The organism is Amycolatopsis aidingensis (assembly GCF_018885265.1).
Taxonomy (GTDB): Bacteria; Actinomycetota; Actinomycetes; order Mycobacteriales; family Pseudonocardiaceae; genus Amycolatopsis; species Amycolatopsis aidingensis.
In genome coordinates this window covers 1,333,163-1,347,920 of the sequence record NZ_CP076538.1, presented here as the reverse complement: position 1 = coordinate 1,347,920, position 14,758 = coordinate 1,333,163, and the positions used below count along the sequence as shown (strand labels likewise).

The following is a 14,758-nucleotide window of genomic DNA, read 5'->3' as shown; positions in this document are numbered from 1 at the left end:
GAAACTTTTCCGAAGACTGTGCGCCTTGACACACCCCTGAGCCGACTCTAACTTCCCTGCCGAGTCGAATACGTTTCGAAAAAGTTTCGAACTGGAAGGTGGGCGGTGCGATGGTGCGCCGATCAGTGGGCACGGCGCTGGGCGCGGCGGTTGCCGCGCTCACGCTGGCCGCGTGCGGGACGACGGGACCGGCTGCGGGCGGCGCCGGGGGCGTCACCGTATGGGCGCTGCAGGACCCCGCGCTCAACCCGGTCGAGCAGGAGTCGATCGAGCGGTTCAACTCCGGCACCGATGGGCGGGCGAAGCTGGAGACCTTCGTCAACGATCCGTACAAGCAGAAGCTGCGGGTCTCGCTGGGCTCGCCGAACGCGCCGGATGTGTTCTTCAACTGGGGCGGCGGCAACCTCGCGGAGTACGTGGACGCGGGCAAGGTGGCCGATCTGACCCCGGTGCTGGAGGCCGACCCCGAACTCCAGTCCGCCTTCATCCCCAGCGTGCTGGAGACGGCCCGGCTGGACGGCAGGTACTACGGCATCCCGATGCGCGGGATGCAGCCGGTGGTGCTGTTCTACAACAAGAAGGTGTTCGCCGACGCGGGGGTGCAGGCCCCGCGGACCTGGGCGGACCTGCTCGCAGCCGTGGACGGCCTGAAGGAGGCCGGGGTCACCCCCATCGCCCTGCCGGGGGCGCAGGCCTGGACCGAGCTGATGTGGGCCGAGTACGTCCTCGATCGGCTCGCCGGTCCTGAGGTGTTCCAGACCATCCGCCAGGACGGCCCCGCGGGCTGGCGGGACCCCGCGGTGCTGGCGGCGATGACCAAGCTCGGGGAGCTGCTCGACCGGGGCGCGTTCGGCGCCAACTTCTCCTCGCTGACCTGGGACGACAGCGCGGCCTCCACGCTGCTGGCGCAGGGGCGGGCCGGGATGATGCTGATGGGTTCCTGGGAGTACTCCCGCCAACTGGAGGCGAACCCCGAGTTCGTCGAGGGTGGCGACCTCGGCTGGCTGCCGTTCCCGGCAATCTCTGGTGGGGAGGGCGATCCCGGCAACGTGGTCGGCAACCCGACGAACTTCTACTCGGTCACCGCGGGCGCGCCGGAGGCGGCCACCGAGTTCGTCTCCACCACCCTGCACGACCCGGAGTACGTCGACGCACTGATCGCGGCCGGTGACGTGCCGACGGTGACCGGGATCGAGGACAAGCTCGCCGCCGCGCCCAATGCCGACTTCACCACCTGGGTCTACGGGCTGGTGCGGGATGCGCCGAACTTCCAGCTCTCCTGGGACCAGGACCTGCCTGCCGCGGACGCCGAGTACCTGCTGACCCAACTCCAGGAGTTCTTCCTCGGCAACCTGACCCCGCAGGCCTTCGTCGACGCGCTCGCCAGCAGGTGAGGTAGCACATTCCTATGTCGACAGTCCATCAGCGACCTTCCCTGTGGTACGCGGTACCGGCCTTCGGCTTCTTCGGCCTGTTCGCCGCGCTGCCGATGGTGCTCGTGCTGTACCTGAGCCTCACCTCCTGGCAGGGTCTGGAGACCCCGGCCTTCCTCGGGCTGGAGAACTGGTCGCGGCTGCTCACCGACCCCGCCGCAAGGGAGTCGCTCGGACTGACCGTGCTGTTCACCGCGCTCGCCTGGGCCGTCCAGACCCCGGTGGCCCTGCTCATCGGGGTCTGGTCGGCAGGAAGGCAGCGCAACCGTGCGGTGCTCGGCTCGGTGTTCTTCATCCCGCTACTGCTGTCCACCGCGGCCATCGCGCTGCTGTGGCAGTCGCTGCTGAACCCCAACTTCGGCCTCCCCCAGGCCGTGTCCGCGTTCTCCCTGCCACAGTTCCTCGGTGATCCGCGGCTGGCGCTCTACACCGTGGTGTTCGTGGTGAGCTGGCAGTACATCCCGTTCCACGCGCTGCTCTACCAGGGCGCGACCAGGGCCATCCCGACCACGATGTACGACGCGGCGATCATCGACGGGGCGAGCCGGTTCAGCCGGTTCCGGCTGATCACCCTCCCGCAGCTGCGGTACACGATCGTCACCTCCTCGATCCTGATGGTCGTCGGATCGCTGACCACCTTCGACACCGTGCTGATCCTGACCGGTGGCGGGCCGGGCACCGCCACCCGGATCGCCCCGCTCTACATGTACGACACCGGTTTCGTCGGGTTCGAGATGGGTTACGCGAGCACGATCGCGGTGCTGCTGCTGGTGTTCGGCACCACGGTGTCGCTGATCATGATGCGGGTGACCCGGTTCCGCGAGATGCGCAGTCAGCAGGAGGGCCAGTGATCATGCTCCGCAGGCGCAGGCCGAACGTCATGGCCGGGGTCGGCGCGGTGCTCTGGCTGGTCGTAGTGGCCGTTCCGCTGTACTACCTGGTGGCGGCGAGCCTGCGCGGCAGCGAGGACTACCTTTCCGGCAACCCGCTGGCGTTGCCTGCGAACCCGACGCTGGAGAACTACCGCAGCGTGCTCGCGGGCGGATTCGGGCGGTACCTGCTGAACAACATCATCGTTACCGCGGGGGCGGTGGCGATCGTGCTCGCCTGTGCCGTACCCGCGGCCTACGCCGTGACCAGAAGCTCCAGCCGGTTCGTCCAACGTGGATTCACCCTGCTGCTGATGGGGCTGGCCATCCCGGCACAGGCCACGATCATTCCCGTCTACCTGATCATCACCAACCTGCGCCTCTACGACACCCTGCTCGCGGTCATCCTGCCAACCGCGGCCTTCGCGCTTCCGGTCGCCACCCTGGTCATGACCAACAGCCTGCGCGATGTGCCGAAGGAGCTGTACGAGGCGCAGGAGATCGACGGGGCCGGTCCACTGCGGACACTGTTCAACCTGGTGCTGCCGCTGGCCAAACCGGCGGTGGTCACGGTCGGGATCTACACCGCGCTGATGGCGTGGAACGGTTTCATCTTCCCATTGGTGCTGACCCAGTCCGCCGAAACCCGCACGCTCACCCTCGGGCTGTGGGAGTTCCAGGGCCAGTTCGGCACGAACGTGCCCGGCCTGCTCGCCGCGGTGACCCTGTCGGTGCTGCCCATCTTCGTGGTCTACCTGGTCGGCCGCCGGTTCCTGCTCAGCGGCCTGACCGCGGGCTTCGGCAGGTAGCGGCTGGTGGTGACCGCCGCCTCACGGTCCTTGCCAGGTCGAAAGGGCGATCATGACGGCGGCCACGAACGCGGCAATGGCGAGGAAGCCGAATGCGCCGCCGAGCAGCAGGCCGGTGCCGAACGAGCGCCACGGCGAGCGCGGGGGCACCACCTTGAGCGCACTGCCGCCGAGCACGGCGGTGGTGGCGACGGCGAAGAACGCGAACGCGTACTCGCCGCCGCGCCAGCCCGCTCCGGCCAGGTAGTCCCCGCGCAGAGCGAGCACCGTGAGCAGCAGCAAGGTCACCGGCAGGGCGAACCCGGCGAACGCCACCGCGGGGCGCCGGTGTGGAACGGGTCGGTCCATCACACCAGCCTGGCAGCCCGCGGCGGGGCGGCGCCTGAGTAGGACTACCGGGTTCGGCAGCCCGGGCCCGCGCCCATGCGTAGGCTCCGCAAGCGACCGTCACGCAGGCGTTGAGGAGGGATGACGTGTCCGCAACCACGGGAGAAGAACAGACGCGGACCTTGGACACCCCGTCGGGCCCGGTGCGCTGCCGGGTGGACGGTGAGGTGGTGCGGGCACTCGGCATCCCGTACGCGCGGGCGGAACGCTTCGCGCCGCCTCGCCCAGCGGCCCCACGGGACGAACCACTCGTCGCGACCGAACGCGCCCCTGCCGCCCCGCAGCGCTCCTCGGAGTTGCTGGCCCGGCTGATCGGGGCGGACGACCTCGGCCAGGACGAGCACTGCCAGCGCCTTTCGATCACCCTGCCCGCGGACCTCGCGGATGGCGAGCGACTGCCGGTGCTGGTGTGGATCCACGGCGGTTCCTACGTCACCGGCGCCGGGGACCTCGCCGTCTACGATCCGCGCAGCCTGGTCGCCGAGCAGCGGGTGGTGGTCGTGACGGTCACCTACCGGCTCGGGGTGTTCGGTTTCCTCGGCGACGGCACGGCCGTGCCCGCGAACCTCGGCCTGCTCGACCAACTGGCCGCCCTGCGCTGGATCCGGGCCAATATCGCCGCGTTCGGCGGGGATCCCGATGCGGTGACCCTGTTCGGCCAGTCGGCAGGCGGCGACGCGATAGCGCATCTGATGATCAGCGAGGGGGCGGAAGGACTGTTCCGGCGGGTGATCATCCAGAGCGCACCGCTGGGGATAACGCACGGACGTGCCGCGATGACCGCGGCCATGTTGGCTGCGGTGGGTAAGCCGGAACCCGCGGCCCCGGTGGAGACGGTCCTCGCCCGGCAGGTGGTGGCGGAGCAGGCCGCGCGCCGGTTCGGCCTACGGGGCGGGATGCCGTTCGGGGTCCAGTACGGCCTGCCGCCGCTGGCAGGGGAGGCCGACCGGGACCGGGCGTGGCGGGCGGTGGCCCCGCGTATCGACCTCCTCATCGGCTGCACGCGGGAGGAGACGGCGCTGTTCGCCGCGGCGGTACCGGCACTCAACCGCCTGTTCCGCATCCCGGTGCTCGGCGGGTGGGCCCGGCACGCGGTGGTCGCGCCGTCCACCCGCAAGATCTACGAGACACCGGCGAAGGAGTTCGCGCGCAGGCACCGGGCGGCGGGCGGGCGCGCCTCCCGGTACCTGCTGACCTGGCGTCCGGCGGGCAGCGAGTTCGGTGCCGCGCACATCACGGATATTCCCCTGCTGCTCGGCACCCGCGAGGCATGGGAGGGCAGCCGCCTGCTCGGCTCGGCCAGGTGGCAGGACATCGACCGGCGCGGCAGGCTGGTCCGCCGGATCTGGGCCGACTTCGCCCGCACCGGGACGACTCCGGCCGGTGCGGCGAATGACACGGTCGAGTTCCCTCCGGACTGAGGTCCGGATTCGACGTCCCCGCTCGGGCCCGGCTGTCCGCCGGTGCGGTTACCGGCGCCACCCGCGCAGCGGCGCGGCCAGCGTGGCCAGGCCGCGGCGGCGGCGTCCTGGGGTACGCAGCCGACCCGCGATGGCGTCCTCCAGCAGGGTGCTCACCGTTTCCCGCGCGCAGGTGCGGTTGGCGCCGATGCCCCCGGAGGGGCCTCGCTTGATCCAGCCGACCACATAGGTCCCCTGCCGGTCCCGAACCCGCCCACCGGAGTGCGGGACGGTGCCGGTGTCCTGGTCGAAGGGCAGCCCTGGCAACGGGGTTCCCCGGTAGCCGATGGCGCGCACGACCTGACCCGCGGTGACCTCCTCGGCACCCTCGGCTCCGGTGACCCGCACCCCCCGCACCTGACCGTCGCCGAGAATCTCCACCGGGGCGGAGTGGAACCGGAGCACGATGCGCCTGCGCCCGTCCGGGGGCGGCGCGGACCAGTCGATCCGCTCCCGGCGCAGGCCGCGCAGCAGCCCGGCCTTGCCTGCCGGGGTGGCGGCGGTGTCGATGTCGATGGCCTGCGCCGTGCGCGGGTCCGACCCGTCCACGACCAGGTCGACCTCCCCCTGCTGGGTGAGGGCGCGCAGTTCCGGGCTGGTGTATGCGGCGGTCTCCGGGCCGCGACGGCCGAGTAGCACGACCTCGCGGACCTTGCTGGACTCCAGCATGGCAAGCGCTTGCGGAGAGATCGTGGTGTCCCGCAGGGTGCCGGGGTCGGCGGTCAGGATCCGCGCCACGTCGAGGGCGACGTTGCCGTTGCCGACCACCACGGCGCGCTCCGCGGACAGGTCGATCGTGTCCGGCGGCACGTCCGGGTGGCCGTTGTACCAGCCCACCAGGGTGGTCGCGGCGATGCTGCCCGGCAGGTCCTCGCCGGGGATCCCGAGCCTGCGTGCCGAGGATGCGCCGACGGCGTAGATCACCGCGTCGTGCCGGTCGGCCAGTTCCTCGGCCGAGACGTCCCGGCCCACCTCGACGCCGAGGCGCAGGCGCAGCCGGGGATGGCTGTAGAAGCGGGCGAACACCTCGCCGATCTTCTTCGTGGACGGGTGGTCGGGGGCCACGCCGTAGCGGACGAGGCCGCCGGGGGCGCCCAGGCGGTCGATCAGGGTGACCCGCGAGTTGGTGTGCAGCAACAGGTCCTCGACGGCGTACATCCCGGCCGGGCCGGTGCCGACCACGGCGACGTCCAGCGGAGCGAAGTCACTGGGGATGGTGCGGGTGAACGTCGGCGGGTTCCACGCGTGAAAGTTCGGCGAGGTCCCCTGCGCCACCGCGGCCGGGTCGGAGCCGGTGTAGTACTCGGCATTGATCTCGGCATACGCCTGGAACGGCCCGGTCAGGGCGTCCACCGGGAAGATCGCGTCGACCGGGCACGCATCCGCGCAGGCGCCGCAGTCGATGCAGCTGTCCGGGTCGATGTACAGCATCTCGGTGCTGCCGAAATCGGGCTCGTCCGGCGTGGGGTGGATGCAGTTGACCGGGCACACCGCGACGCAGGATGCGTCGTTGCAGCAGGTCTGCGTGATCGCGAAGGCCATGGTGGTTCAGATCAGGTTGGCGCGCTTGTAGAACCACATGGACGCCCTGGTCAGCAGCCCGGCCGAGTTGAGGAACTCCATCAGCCCGGCGCAGCTGGAGCGCAGCATCGACTTGTGGTGCTGGTTCGCCGCGGCCTCGCGCACGGCCCGCTTGGTGTCCAGCCCGGCGTTGGCATAGACCTTCTTGTTCACCATGCTGGTGACGATGAAGTAGGACGCGATGGCCACCACCAGTGCGTTGATCTGCTTACGCAGCCTGCCTGCGCCCTCCAGCCGTTCCTTGGTCTCCTCCCTGGCGAACTTCATGTGCCGGGATTCCTCGACCACGTGGATGTTGTTGACCGTACGGACGAAGGGCACGACCCGCTCGTCGCGCATCCAGTCCCGCTGCATCACGTCGAGGACCTCCTCGGCGACCAGGATCGCCGCATAGGCGGCCTCCCCGAAGGCCACCGTCTTGAACACCCTGCCGAGTTCGACCACCATCCGCCGCGGCCGGTAGGCCGGGGCACGCAGCTTCGCCGCGCCGCGCGCGAACATGATCGAGTGCCTGCACTCGTCGGCGATCTCGGTCAGCGCCCACTGGAAAGCCGGGTCGGTCGGGTCCTTGGCGTAGAAGTCCCGCAGCACCATCTGCTGCAGGATCATCTCGAACCAGATCCCGGTGCTGGCGACCGATGCCGCCTCCTGGCGGGTCAGCTCGCGCTGCTGCTCCGGGGTCATCTCCTTCCAGTACGAGGTCCCGTACAGGGTGCTCCACTCCGGGCTCGCGCCGTGGTAGCTCGTGTCCAGCGGCGTCTCCCAGTCGACCTCGGTGACCGGGTCGTAGGACAAGGTCTCCGATGAGTCCAGCAGCCGCTGCGCGACCGCCTGGCGATCGGACTGGGAGGCGTCGGTGTGCTGAGGACTGTCGACGCTGGTCATAGCGGCTCCTGACGAGGTCTTACCGTTACCTAGATTTACTGTTACTGAAGGTAACACCAAGTTGGAGGAGTGCACAACCCACGCCGGTCACCGGATGCCGAGCCGGGCCAGCCACCGGAAGGTCGCGCGGTAGAACGCGCCCGCATGCCCGCTGGTGTTGATCGAGTGCCCGGTGTCGGCAATGATCCGGTCGGCCGACCTGCCCGCGGGGTCCGTACGACAGTCCCCGGTGCGGCAGGCGATCCGGTCGTACTGCCCGAGCACGTAGAACGCGGGCACCGCGGTACGGGCAGCGGCGGGACCGGGATCCTGGCCGACCGCGCGCAGCTCGGCCGCGGTCAGCGTGTCCTTCAATGCCTCCTCATAGGGCACGATCGCCGGGTCGTAGTCGCCGCCGGCGAGGAACATCTCCGCCCTGGTTCCGGGAACCGTGGTGAAGTAACCGGCCGGCCAGTTCCGGCAGGCGAACTTCGGGTCCTGTTCGGCCGGATGGAAAACCGGGGCGCCGTCCTCGGCCCGCCCCCGGACGGCCGCCCGGTCCGGGGCGAGGCCGCTGATGATCATCGCGTCCACCCCGCCGTGGGCCGCCGCGTGCTCGGCCGTGATGCCGCCCATCGAATGACCGTTCAGCACCACGGTACGGAACCGCACGCCGAGGGCACCCGCGCGCAGGTACCGGACCAGCTGGTGGGTGACGTACCCGGCGACCCGGAAGTCGAGCCGGCGCGGGTCCGGCCGGTCACTGCGCCCGTAGCCGAGCCGGTCGACGTTGAGCGTGGCGAAGCCGCGCCTGGTGGCGTGCCGGACGTAGGAGTACCGGTTCGGCCGGTACGGCCAGTCCCAGTAGGAATGGTCGTAGCTGCCCCCGTGCAACAGGATCTGCACCGGGGTACGCGCGGTGGGCCTGCCCCGGGCGCACAACCGGGCGAAAACGCGGTGGACCGCCGGTTCATCCGGGCTCATGGTGACCGGGAAGTGGATGCCCCGGCAGGTCGCACCGCCCGCCGAGCGGGCGGACCCGGCGTCCACCACCCCGTGCCGCGGGCCTGCGGCCGCGGTCCCGCTCGCCATCGGTATCGCGGCCACCAGCGCCAGCACCCCGCACAGCGCGCGCATACGGCGCCGGTTTCGGTCTTTCCTCATGGGAACCTCCCCACTCGCCTGACTGGTGCCGTCACGATTCCCGTCCGGTGCGGGCCCGCACATCCGTCCGTGGCGGTCAACGGGGAGTCCGCCGTGGTTGACACACGGGAAGATTCAGCCTCACCGGCCGGCACCTCGCCGGTCAGCGCATCGTGCTCACCGTTCGGCGCAGAATGCTGGCTGGGCGCGTACCGACACCACCACACTTGGCGATGCACGTGCATTCGCACGTGCTCGACACCAGAAGGGAGGCTGACTGTCGAGGAAAGACACCGTATCCGTCATGCCACTCGATCGAGTAGAACCTAATCGAGTGCGGAATTGCGGATCTTGATCGGGCGAATACGGGTCGACGTGGAAACGGGACCGTGGAGCGCCCTAAGATTTGCTCCGTGTCATCATGACGCCGTAGCGAGAATGCGATGGTCCGGAACTGTTCTGGACCACCGCGAGGACTGGCTGCGCATAAAGATGCGCGGCTCCCCGGCCAGGGGGAGCCGCGCGGATGTTGTACCCACCCATTTCACAAGGCAAGGAACAACAAGATGAGTGTAGAGCCGCCAACCCCGGACTGGCCAGGTCACCAGGGAAGCGACGCCCATGAGTACGGATGCCGGGACTGCGCGTCGGTAGACAGCGACTCCCACCTTCGGGTGATGGTTGCCCCGAACGAGGCCGGCACGGGCGCATGGGGACACCGCATCCGATGCCTGGCCGCCTGGCTGGACGCCCGGGGCCTGTTCCGGCGCTGGAGCGTGACCCTGCAGGTGGCGCTGGTGCTGGCGCTGGCGCTGGGCGCGGTCACGACGATGACGGTCGGCCTCGCGGGCGGGCTGGGTGCCTCCGGAGCACTGCTGCTGGCCAACCTGTGCCTGGCACTGCGCGCACGCCGCACACCACACGGCGGGAACTGACGCCGGTCCGGCACCGGCCCCCGTGCCCCGCGCCCTCCCGGCGTGGGCACGGGGGCCGCCCCGCGCCCGCCCGTGTGCTGCCGCCACCCGAACTCTCCCGTCGCCCGCGAACACCGGCACGCAGATTCCATCGGACCATGGAATATTCGGTCCATCGGCTAACGGGGTATGCGTCGGTAAACGGTCAGAGTGAAACGATGAACGGTTTCTGCCCGGCAGAACATGGCGCGCACCGGACGGCGTCATTCCACCCGTCGCCCACACAGGCGAAATTTCACCGGTCACGGCCATGATCAGAAAACTCCGGGCTTGCATGTCGAATATTCCACGCTGATCCTGAGTACAGAATATTCCACTACCCATCGGGCGCAACAAGGAGGGGGCCGTCATGGAACGGTACGATCCGGAGACCGTGCACGACGCATTCCCGAAGGGAGCCTGGCAGCGGCCGGCAGCCTGCGGTCCGAACAACGCCAACTGCGTGGAGGTCAACCTCGGCGCCGAGGGCAAGGTCGGCCTGCGGGACACGAAACTGCCCGGCTCGCCGGTGCTGGTGTTCGACGACGAGGAATGGGTGGCCTTCCTCAGCTCCGTCCGTTCTGGACAGTTCCACCGCTGAACGTCCGCCGCTGAACATTCCGGACATTCCGGCGCGCATGCGGGCCACCGGTCGGTGAAGTCGCGTCACCGAGCCGTCGTCCTGGCTCAGTACCCCTAGACTGGGGCCGATCCTGGCGTTCTCGACCGATCCGGAGCCCTACGTGACGACGTCCCCGGCGCGGCACTCTCCCTCGGTGGCCACGCAGCGCGTGCGGATCGGGGAGTTGCTGCGGGACTGGCGGGAACGGCGAAGACTCACCCAGGAGCAGCTCGGCGAGCTGGTCAGCTGCAGCCAGTCCAAGATCGCCAAGATCGAGGGCGGCGACTGCGGGCTCAAGTACGTGGATCTCGACACCATCGTCGGCGCCCTCGAACTCCCGGCCGAGGTGGCGGCGGAACTACGGGAGATGAACGGGGTCAACAGCTCGCTGCGGCTGCGGGACGAGCACCGCGCCACCACCTCGCCGACCTGGTTTCGCGATATGCCTGCCTTCGAGCGCGATGCCACCAGGATCCGCAGCTGGACCGGCGAGCGGATCTCCGGGCTGCTGCACGCGGAGGGCTACATGCTGGCCCAGTACACAGCCTACGGCTACGACAACGTGGACGAGCCGATGCAGGACCGGTGGGAACGGCAGAAGGTGTTCGACCTCAACCCCCGCTGCCGGTTCGAGTTCCTGCTCAGCGAGAGCGCGATCGACCGCCTGGTGCACAGCCTCTGCCCGCATATCGCCGCCGACCAGCTCACCCACATGCTGTGGCTGATCGACAACTACGACACCGTGACCATCCGCCTGGTGCCCTACCTGGCCATCGTCTACGTCGACCCCGACTACACCATCCTCGAGTTCGAACCCGGCACCCGGGACTTCGTCTACACCGAGAACCTGCACAACTCCCCGCGGGCCTACGCCGAGGACCTGCTCTGCTACGAGCGGTCCTGGGACGCGCTGGCCGAAGCCGCCATGGACCCCGCCCGGACCCGCGAGGTGCTCGCGGACCGGCGATCCCCGCTGACCGACTGAAGGGAGCACCGGCCGTGGCCGAGCGCGATGCGGACTCGTTTCCCCTACCCGGCCTCGATCTCGACCACCCCAGCGTGGCCAGGGTCTACGACTACTTCCTCGGAGGCGAGACCAACTGGACCATCGACCGCCGGTTCGGCGACCAGGTCCTTACGGCCTTCCCCCTCGTCCGGCCCATCGCCAAGGCGAACCGCCTTTTCCTGCACAAGGCCGTCCGCCACCTGATCCGCAAGGGAGTAAGGCAGTTCGTCGACATCGGCTCCGGCCTGCCGACCATGGGGCACACCCATCAGGTCGCCGACGAGCTCGCCCCAGGGCAGGCTCATGTCGCCTACGTCGACCACGAACCCATCGCCGTGGCGCATTCCCGCAAGCTGCTGCAGGAGCACGGCGATCCGCGGCGCCACACCGTGCTCCAGGCCGATATGCGCGATCCGGACCGGCTCTGGAACCAGCTGGCCGACAGCGAGGTCATCGACCTGGACCAGCCGATCGCGCTGCTGCTGATCGCCGTGCTGCACATCCGGCAACCGGGCGCGGACGGCACCGAGCTCGGCCCCGTCGCCGTCGCCCGCTACCGGGAGTTGCTGCCGCCAGGGTCCTACCTCGCCATCTCGCATGTCACCACCGACGGCATCCCCGCCGACTTCGCGGACAAGCTCGCCGATCTGAAACGCAGGTACGACAGCGCGGGCAATCCCGTCATCTGGCGCACCGAAGCGGAGATCACCGGCCTCTTCGGCGACCTCACCCTGCTCGACCCCGGGGTCACCTGGACAACACTGTGGCACCCGGAAGATCTCGGCGGCACCGCCCCGGTAATCACCTTCGACCGCCCCAACGAGTCCATCGTCCTCGCCGGGGTGGCCCGGAAACCGGAATGAGGTACCCGGCTCTTACGCCTCCCGCACCTGGGTGTCCCGGCCCGTCCGGGCCGTTGGTCACCGTGCCCCGGTCACGTTCAGCATGATCGAATAGACCGAGGTGCTGGCGCAGATGAACAGGCGGTTCCGTTTGGGGCCACCGAAGACAAGGTTCGCGACCTCCTCGGGAACCTTCAGTGCGCCGAGCAGCGTGCCGTCCGGCGCGAAGCAGTGCAGGCCCTCACCGGTTGCCGCCCAGAGCCTGCCTTCGAGGTCGACCCGTATCCCGTCGAACTTTCCGGCGGCGCAGCGTGCCAGCTCCGCGCCCCCGCTGAGGGTGCCGCGCGCGGTCACCTCGAAGACCCGGATATGCCCCGCCCTGGTATCGGCGACGTACAGCAAGGAGCCGTCCGGGGAGAAGGCCAACCCGTTGGGGCGCACGAAATCGTCGGCCACGACGGTGACCCCGCCCACGGGATCCACGCGGTAGACGTTGCAGGCGCCGATCTCGCTCTCCGCGCGCAGGCCCTCGTAGTCGCTGCTGATTCCGTAGTCGGGATCGGTGAACCACACGGCCCCGTCGGCGGCCTCGACGAGGTCGTTGGGGCTGTTGAACCGCTTGCCCCGGAAGCGGTCGGCCAGAACGGTGATCGAACCGTCGTGCTCGGTCCTGGTGACCCGCCGGTTGCCCTGTTCGCAGGTCAGCATCCGGCCCTGCCGATCGACGGTGTTGCCGTTGGAGTAGCCGGAGGGCTGCCGGAACACGCCGACCGCGCCGGTCGTCTCGTCCCAGCGCAGCATGCGGTCATTGGGAATATCGCTGTACACCAGCGACCGGCTCGCCGGGAAGTACACCCCGCCCTCGGCCCACCGGCAGCCCGAGTACAGGCGCTCCAGCCGCGAGTCACCGCCAACGCGCGCGAACCGCTCGTCCCACACCTGGAAGACAGCGGAAACAGAATCAGCCATGTCCACCCCAGACAAGATTTCATTTAGTATGATTTCACCGAGACTATATGACATACGAGCATCCAGTCATGGAGTGATATGGACGACATCGACCGGCGGCTACTGGCCGCGCTACAGGAAGACGCGACCACCTCCTACGCGGCACTGGGCGCCGCCGCCGGGCTGTCCGCCGGAGCGGCACACGAGCGGGTGCGCAAGCTCCGCGAGCGCGGCGTGATCCGCCGTACGACCGTGGACATCGACCCCGCCGCGATGGACCTGGACGTGCTCGCCTTCGTGCTGATCGACGGCGCCACCTGGATGGGCGACGAGCCGACCTCGACGGCACTGGCGGCGATCCCGGAGGTCGAGGAGGCTCACGTCGTTGCCGGATCGGCTTCCGTGCTGGTGAAGGTCCGGACCACCGGAACCGGGGCGTTGCAGGATGTGCTCCGGCGGCTCTACGAGGTACCAGGGGTCTCGGCCACCGAGGCGGTGGTGGCACTGGACACCTTCTTCGAACGTCCACCGTGGTTCCACCGCGAAGCCAAGGGGTGACGCCGCGCGGTGCGAGGCACCGGTACAGCCGCCCGAGTCACCGCTTGCGCCGGGCCACGCCGGGGCTCGCCGAACCGGGCCACCGCCGCGGCGGCAGGCGGCACGAGCACGGCCGCCGCGGCGGCCACCCAGAAGGTCGCGGCCGGTAAGGGCAGGCCGAGCGTGAGCAGGCCGATGGCGATGGCCGGACCGCCGGCGCCGAGATAGAAGGCGAGATAGAGCGCACCGGTGACGGCGCCACGCTGCCGGGCCGGTGTGCCCCGCTCCACGGCGGCGGTGGCGCCGCCGTAGGCCAGCCCGTGTCCGGCACCGGCGATGATCGCCGCGAGCAGAGTCGCCGGAGGCGAGCCACCGACGGTCAGCGCCAGGAGCGCCAGGCTGCCGAACATCGCGGCCAGCCCGGCCAACTGCGCGGACCGGGAACCGATCCGGGGCACCAGGGGTTGCGTCAGCACCGAGCACACCAGCACGGCGCCCAGCACTCCCCCGGTGACCGCGAGGTTGGTGTGTGCCGCATAGTTGAGCAGTGCCGGGATGACCGAAAGAAAGAGGCCGGCCACCGTCCAGGCAAGAAACCCGGTCAGCGCGGCGGTGGCGAACAGCGGCCGCATCCCGGCGGGAACGCGGGGACGAGTTGGTTTCCAGCGCCGCGCACCCGGCACGGGCGGCGCTGGCAGGGCCGAGACGGCCCGCCAGGCGAACCACAGCAGCACCAGGTGCAGCACGAAGGGCAGCACCCGCGGTGCCGGCGCGTACTGCGCCAGTAGCCCACCGAGGATCGGCCCCATGGCGGTGCCGGCCACGAACGCCGTACCGGCAAGGCCGGTCCCGCCTGCCCGGTTCGACGCGGTCGCATGGCTGCCGATCAGGGCGCTCGCCGCGCCGGTGGCCGCACCCAGCGCGATTCCCTGTGCGGCCCGCCCGGCCACCAGCCAGGTAGGCCCGGATGCCAGTGCGAAGCAGCCGGTGCCGACCGCGGCCGCCAGGACGCCTGCGCGCAGCATCCCCCGTGGCCCCAGCGCATCGGACGCGGACCCGCACAGCACCAGCGCAGGGGCGCTGACCAACGCGAACGTCGCGTAGATCAGCGTCATCGTCAGATCGCTGAACCCCAGTGCCTCCTGGTAGCCGGGATACAGCGGGCTCGGCAGGTAAGCCCCGGCGGTGAGTACCACCAGTACGTAGATCCCCGTGCGCACCGCGGGTGCGCCAGAACGCGTCAGCAACAGCACGCCGCACAGCCTGCCGTCGCTAAGTCATGAACAGAATCAAACGTTTCTGGA

General features: G+C 69.6%; 15 protein-coding genes. 9 read left to right on the top strand and 6 right to left on the bottom strand.

The window, feature by feature from the left end:
* The first annotated feature begins 110 nt into the window (after window positions 1-110).
* The 3 genes from KOI47_RS06570 to KOI47_RS06560 are packed head-to-tail and all read left to right on the top strand — an operon-like array spanning window position 111 to window position 3,111.
* Entirely contained in the window at window positions 111-1,394 is a 1,284-nt protein-coding gene (locus tag KOI47_RS06570; protein WP_216214876.1) for an ABC transporter substrate-binding protein, read from the top strand.
* A gap of 14 nt (window positions 1,395-1,408) precedes the next feature.
* Window positions 1,409-2,284 (top strand): carbohydrate ABC transporter permease, encoded by an 876-nt coding sequence (locus KOI47_RS06565; RefSeq protein WP_216214874.1) that lies wholly within the window; start codon window positions 1,409-1,411, stop codon window positions 2,282-2,284.
* Window positions 2,285-2,286: 2 nt separating this feature from the next.
* Window positions 2,287-3,111, top strand: a complete 825-nt coding sequence (locus KOI47_RS06560; protein WP_216217133.1) for a carbohydrate ABC transporter permease — start codon at window positions 2,287-2,289, stop codon at window positions 3,109-3,111.
* 21 nt (window positions 3,112-3,132) lie between these two features.
* On the opposite strand, the gene KOI47_RS06555 is transcribed toward KOI47_RS06560, so the two are convergent.
* Window positions 3,133-3,459: a hypothetical protein gene (locus KOI47_RS06555; RefSeq protein ID WP_216214872.1), complete on the bottom strand. Its 327-nt coding sequence runs from the start codon at window positions 3,457-3,459 to the stop codon at window positions 3,133-3,135.
* Between the two features lie 125 nt (window positions 3,460-3,584).
* Here KOI47_RS06555 and KOI47_RS06550 point away from each other — a divergent pair, with 125 nt between their 5' ends.
* Window positions 3,585-4,919 carry a carboxylesterase family protein gene (locus KOI47_RS06550; protein ID WP_216214870.1) on the top strand — a complete coding sequence of 445 codons (1,335 nt, stop codon included), beginning with the start codon at window positions 3,585-3,587 and terminating at the stop codon, window positions 4,917-4,919.
* A gap of 48 nt (window positions 4,920-4,967) precedes the next feature.
* Here KOI47_RS06550 and KOI47_RS06545 read toward each other — a convergent pair whose 3' ends face one another.
* The 3 genes from KOI47_RS06545 to KOI47_RS06535 all read right to left on the bottom strand — a co-directional run bounded on the left by KOI47_RS06545 (window position 4,968) and on the right by KOI47_RS06535 (window position 8,567).
* Window positions 4,968-6,500 carry an FAD-dependent oxidoreductase gene (locus tag KOI47_RS06545; RefSeq protein WP_216214868.1) on the bottom strand — a complete coding sequence of 511 codons (1,533 nt, stop codon included), beginning with the start codon at window positions 6,498-6,500 and terminating at the stop codon, window positions 4,968-4,970.
* A 6-nt stretch (window positions 6,501-6,506) separates the two neighbouring features.
* Window positions 6,507-7,424 (bottom strand): AurF N-oxygenase family protein, encoded by a 918-nt coding sequence (locus KOI47_RS06540; protein WP_216214865.1) that lies wholly within the window; start codon window positions 7,422-7,424, stop codon window positions 6,507-6,509.
* Between the two features lie 87 nt (window positions 7,425-7,511).
* Window positions 7,512-8,567 carry an alpha/beta hydrolase gene (locus KOI47_RS06535; protein WP_216214863.1) on the bottom strand — a complete coding sequence of 352 codons (1,056 nt, stop codon included), beginning with the start codon at window positions 8,565-8,567 and terminating at the stop codon, window positions 7,512-7,514.
* Window positions 8,568-9,223: 656 nt separating this feature from the next.
* Between KOI47_RS06535 and KOI47_RS06530 the strand changes: the two genes are divergently transcribed.
* From KOI47_RS06530 to KOI47_RS06515, 4 genes are all read left to right on the top strand, one after another.
* Window positions 9,224-9,481, top strand: a complete 258-nt coding sequence (locus KOI47_RS06530; RefSeq protein WP_216214861.1) for a hypothetical protein — start codon at window positions 9,224-9,226, stop codon at window positions 9,479-9,481.
* Between the two features lie 388 nt (window positions 9,482-9,869).
* The gene (locus tag KOI47_RS06525; RefSeq protein WP_216214859.1) at window positions 9,870-10,100 is read left to right on the top strand and encodes a DUF397 domain-containing protein; all 231 of its coding nucleotides are present in this window, start codon (window positions 9,870-9,872) and stop codon (window positions 10,098-10,100) included.
* Between the two features lie 175 nt (window positions 10,101-10,275).
* The gene (locus tag KOI47_RS06520; protein WP_216214858.1) at window positions 10,276-11,106 is read left to right on the top strand and encodes a helix-turn-helix domain-containing protein; all 831 of its coding nucleotides are present in this window, start codon (window positions 10,276-10,278) and stop codon (window positions 11,104-11,106) included.
* Between the two features lie 14 nt (window positions 11,107-11,120).
* Window positions 11,121-11,990 carry an SAM-dependent methyltransferase gene (locus KOI47_RS06515; RefSeq protein ID WP_216214856.1) on the top strand — a complete coding sequence of 290 codons (870 nt, stop codon included), beginning with the start codon at window positions 11,121-11,123 and terminating at the stop codon, window positions 11,988-11,990.
* A 57-nt stretch (window positions 11,991-12,047) separates the two neighbouring features.
* Here KOI47_RS06515 and KOI47_RS06510 read toward each other — a convergent pair whose 3' ends face one another.
* Window positions 12,048-12,938 (bottom strand): SMP-30/gluconolactonase/LRE family protein, encoded by an 891-nt coding sequence (locus tag KOI47_RS06510; RefSeq protein ID WP_216214854.1) that lies wholly within the window; start codon window positions 12,936-12,938, stop codon window positions 12,048-12,050.
* A 78-nt stretch (window positions 12,939-13,016) separates the two neighbouring features.
* On the opposite strand from KOI47_RS06510, the gene KOI47_RS06505 reads away from it, so the two are divergent.
* Window positions 13,017-13,475: an Lrp/AsnC family transcriptional regulator gene (locus KOI47_RS06505; protein WP_216214852.1), complete on the top strand. Its 459-nt coding sequence runs from the start codon at window positions 13,017-13,019 to the stop codon at window positions 13,473-13,475.
* Here the strand turns inward: KOI47_RS06505 and KOI47_RS06500 are convergent.
* Window positions 13,379-14,707, bottom strand: coding sequence for an MFS transporter (locus KOI47_RS06500; RefSeq protein WP_232376574.1), 1,329 nt, complete (start codon window positions 14,705-14,707; stop codon window positions 13,379-13,381). The genes KOI47_RS06505 and KOI47_RS06500 overlap by 97 nt on opposite strands.
* Window positions 14,708-14,758 lie beyond the last annotated feature (51 nt).

Bases quoted from the DNA above. Each gene is read 5' to 3' on its own strand.
- KOI47_RS06570 (WP_216214876.1), top strand. From the start codon at position 111: ATGGTGCGCCGATCAGTGGGCACGGCGCTGGGCGCGGCGGTTGCCGCG.
- KOI47_RS06565 (WP_216214874.1), top strand. From the start codon at position 1,409: ATGTCGACAGTCCATCAGCGACCTTCCCTGTGGTACGCGGTACCGGCC.
- KOI47_RS06560 (WP_216217133.1), top strand. From the start codon at position 2,287: ATGCTCCGCAGGCGCAGGCCGAACGTCATGGCCGGGGTCGGCGCGGTG.
- KOI47_RS06555 (WP_216214872.1), bottom strand. From the start codon at position 3,459: ATGGACCGACCCGTTCCACACCGGCGCCCCGCGGTGGCGTTCGCCGGG.
- KOI47_RS06545 (WP_216214868.1), bottom strand. From the start codon at position 6,500: ATGGCCTTCGCGATCACGCAGACCTGCTGCAACGACGCATCCTGCGTC.
- KOI47_RS06540 (WP_216214865.1), bottom strand. From the start codon at position 7,424: ATGACCAGCGTCGACAGTCCTCAGCACACCGACGCCTCCCAGTCCGAT.
- KOI47_RS06535 (WP_216214863.1), bottom strand. From the start codon at position 8,567: ATGAGGAAAGACCGAAACCGGCGCCGTATGCGCGCGCTGTGCGGGGTG.
- KOI47_RS06530 (WP_216214861.1), top strand. From the start codon at position 9,224: ATGGTTGCCCCGAACGAGGCCGGCACGGGCGCATGGGGACACCGCATC.
- KOI47_RS06525 (WP_216214859.1), top strand. From the start codon at position 9,870: ATGGAACGGTACGATCCGGAGACCGTGCACGACGCATTCCCGAAGGGA.
- KOI47_RS06510 (WP_216214854.1), bottom strand. From the start codon at position 12,938: ATGGCTGATTCTGTTTCCGCTGTCTTCCAGGTGTGGGACGAGCGGTTC.
- KOI47_RS06505 (WP_216214852.1), top strand. From the start codon at position 13,017: ATGGACGACATCGACCGGCGGCTACTGGCCGCGCTACAGGAAGACGCG.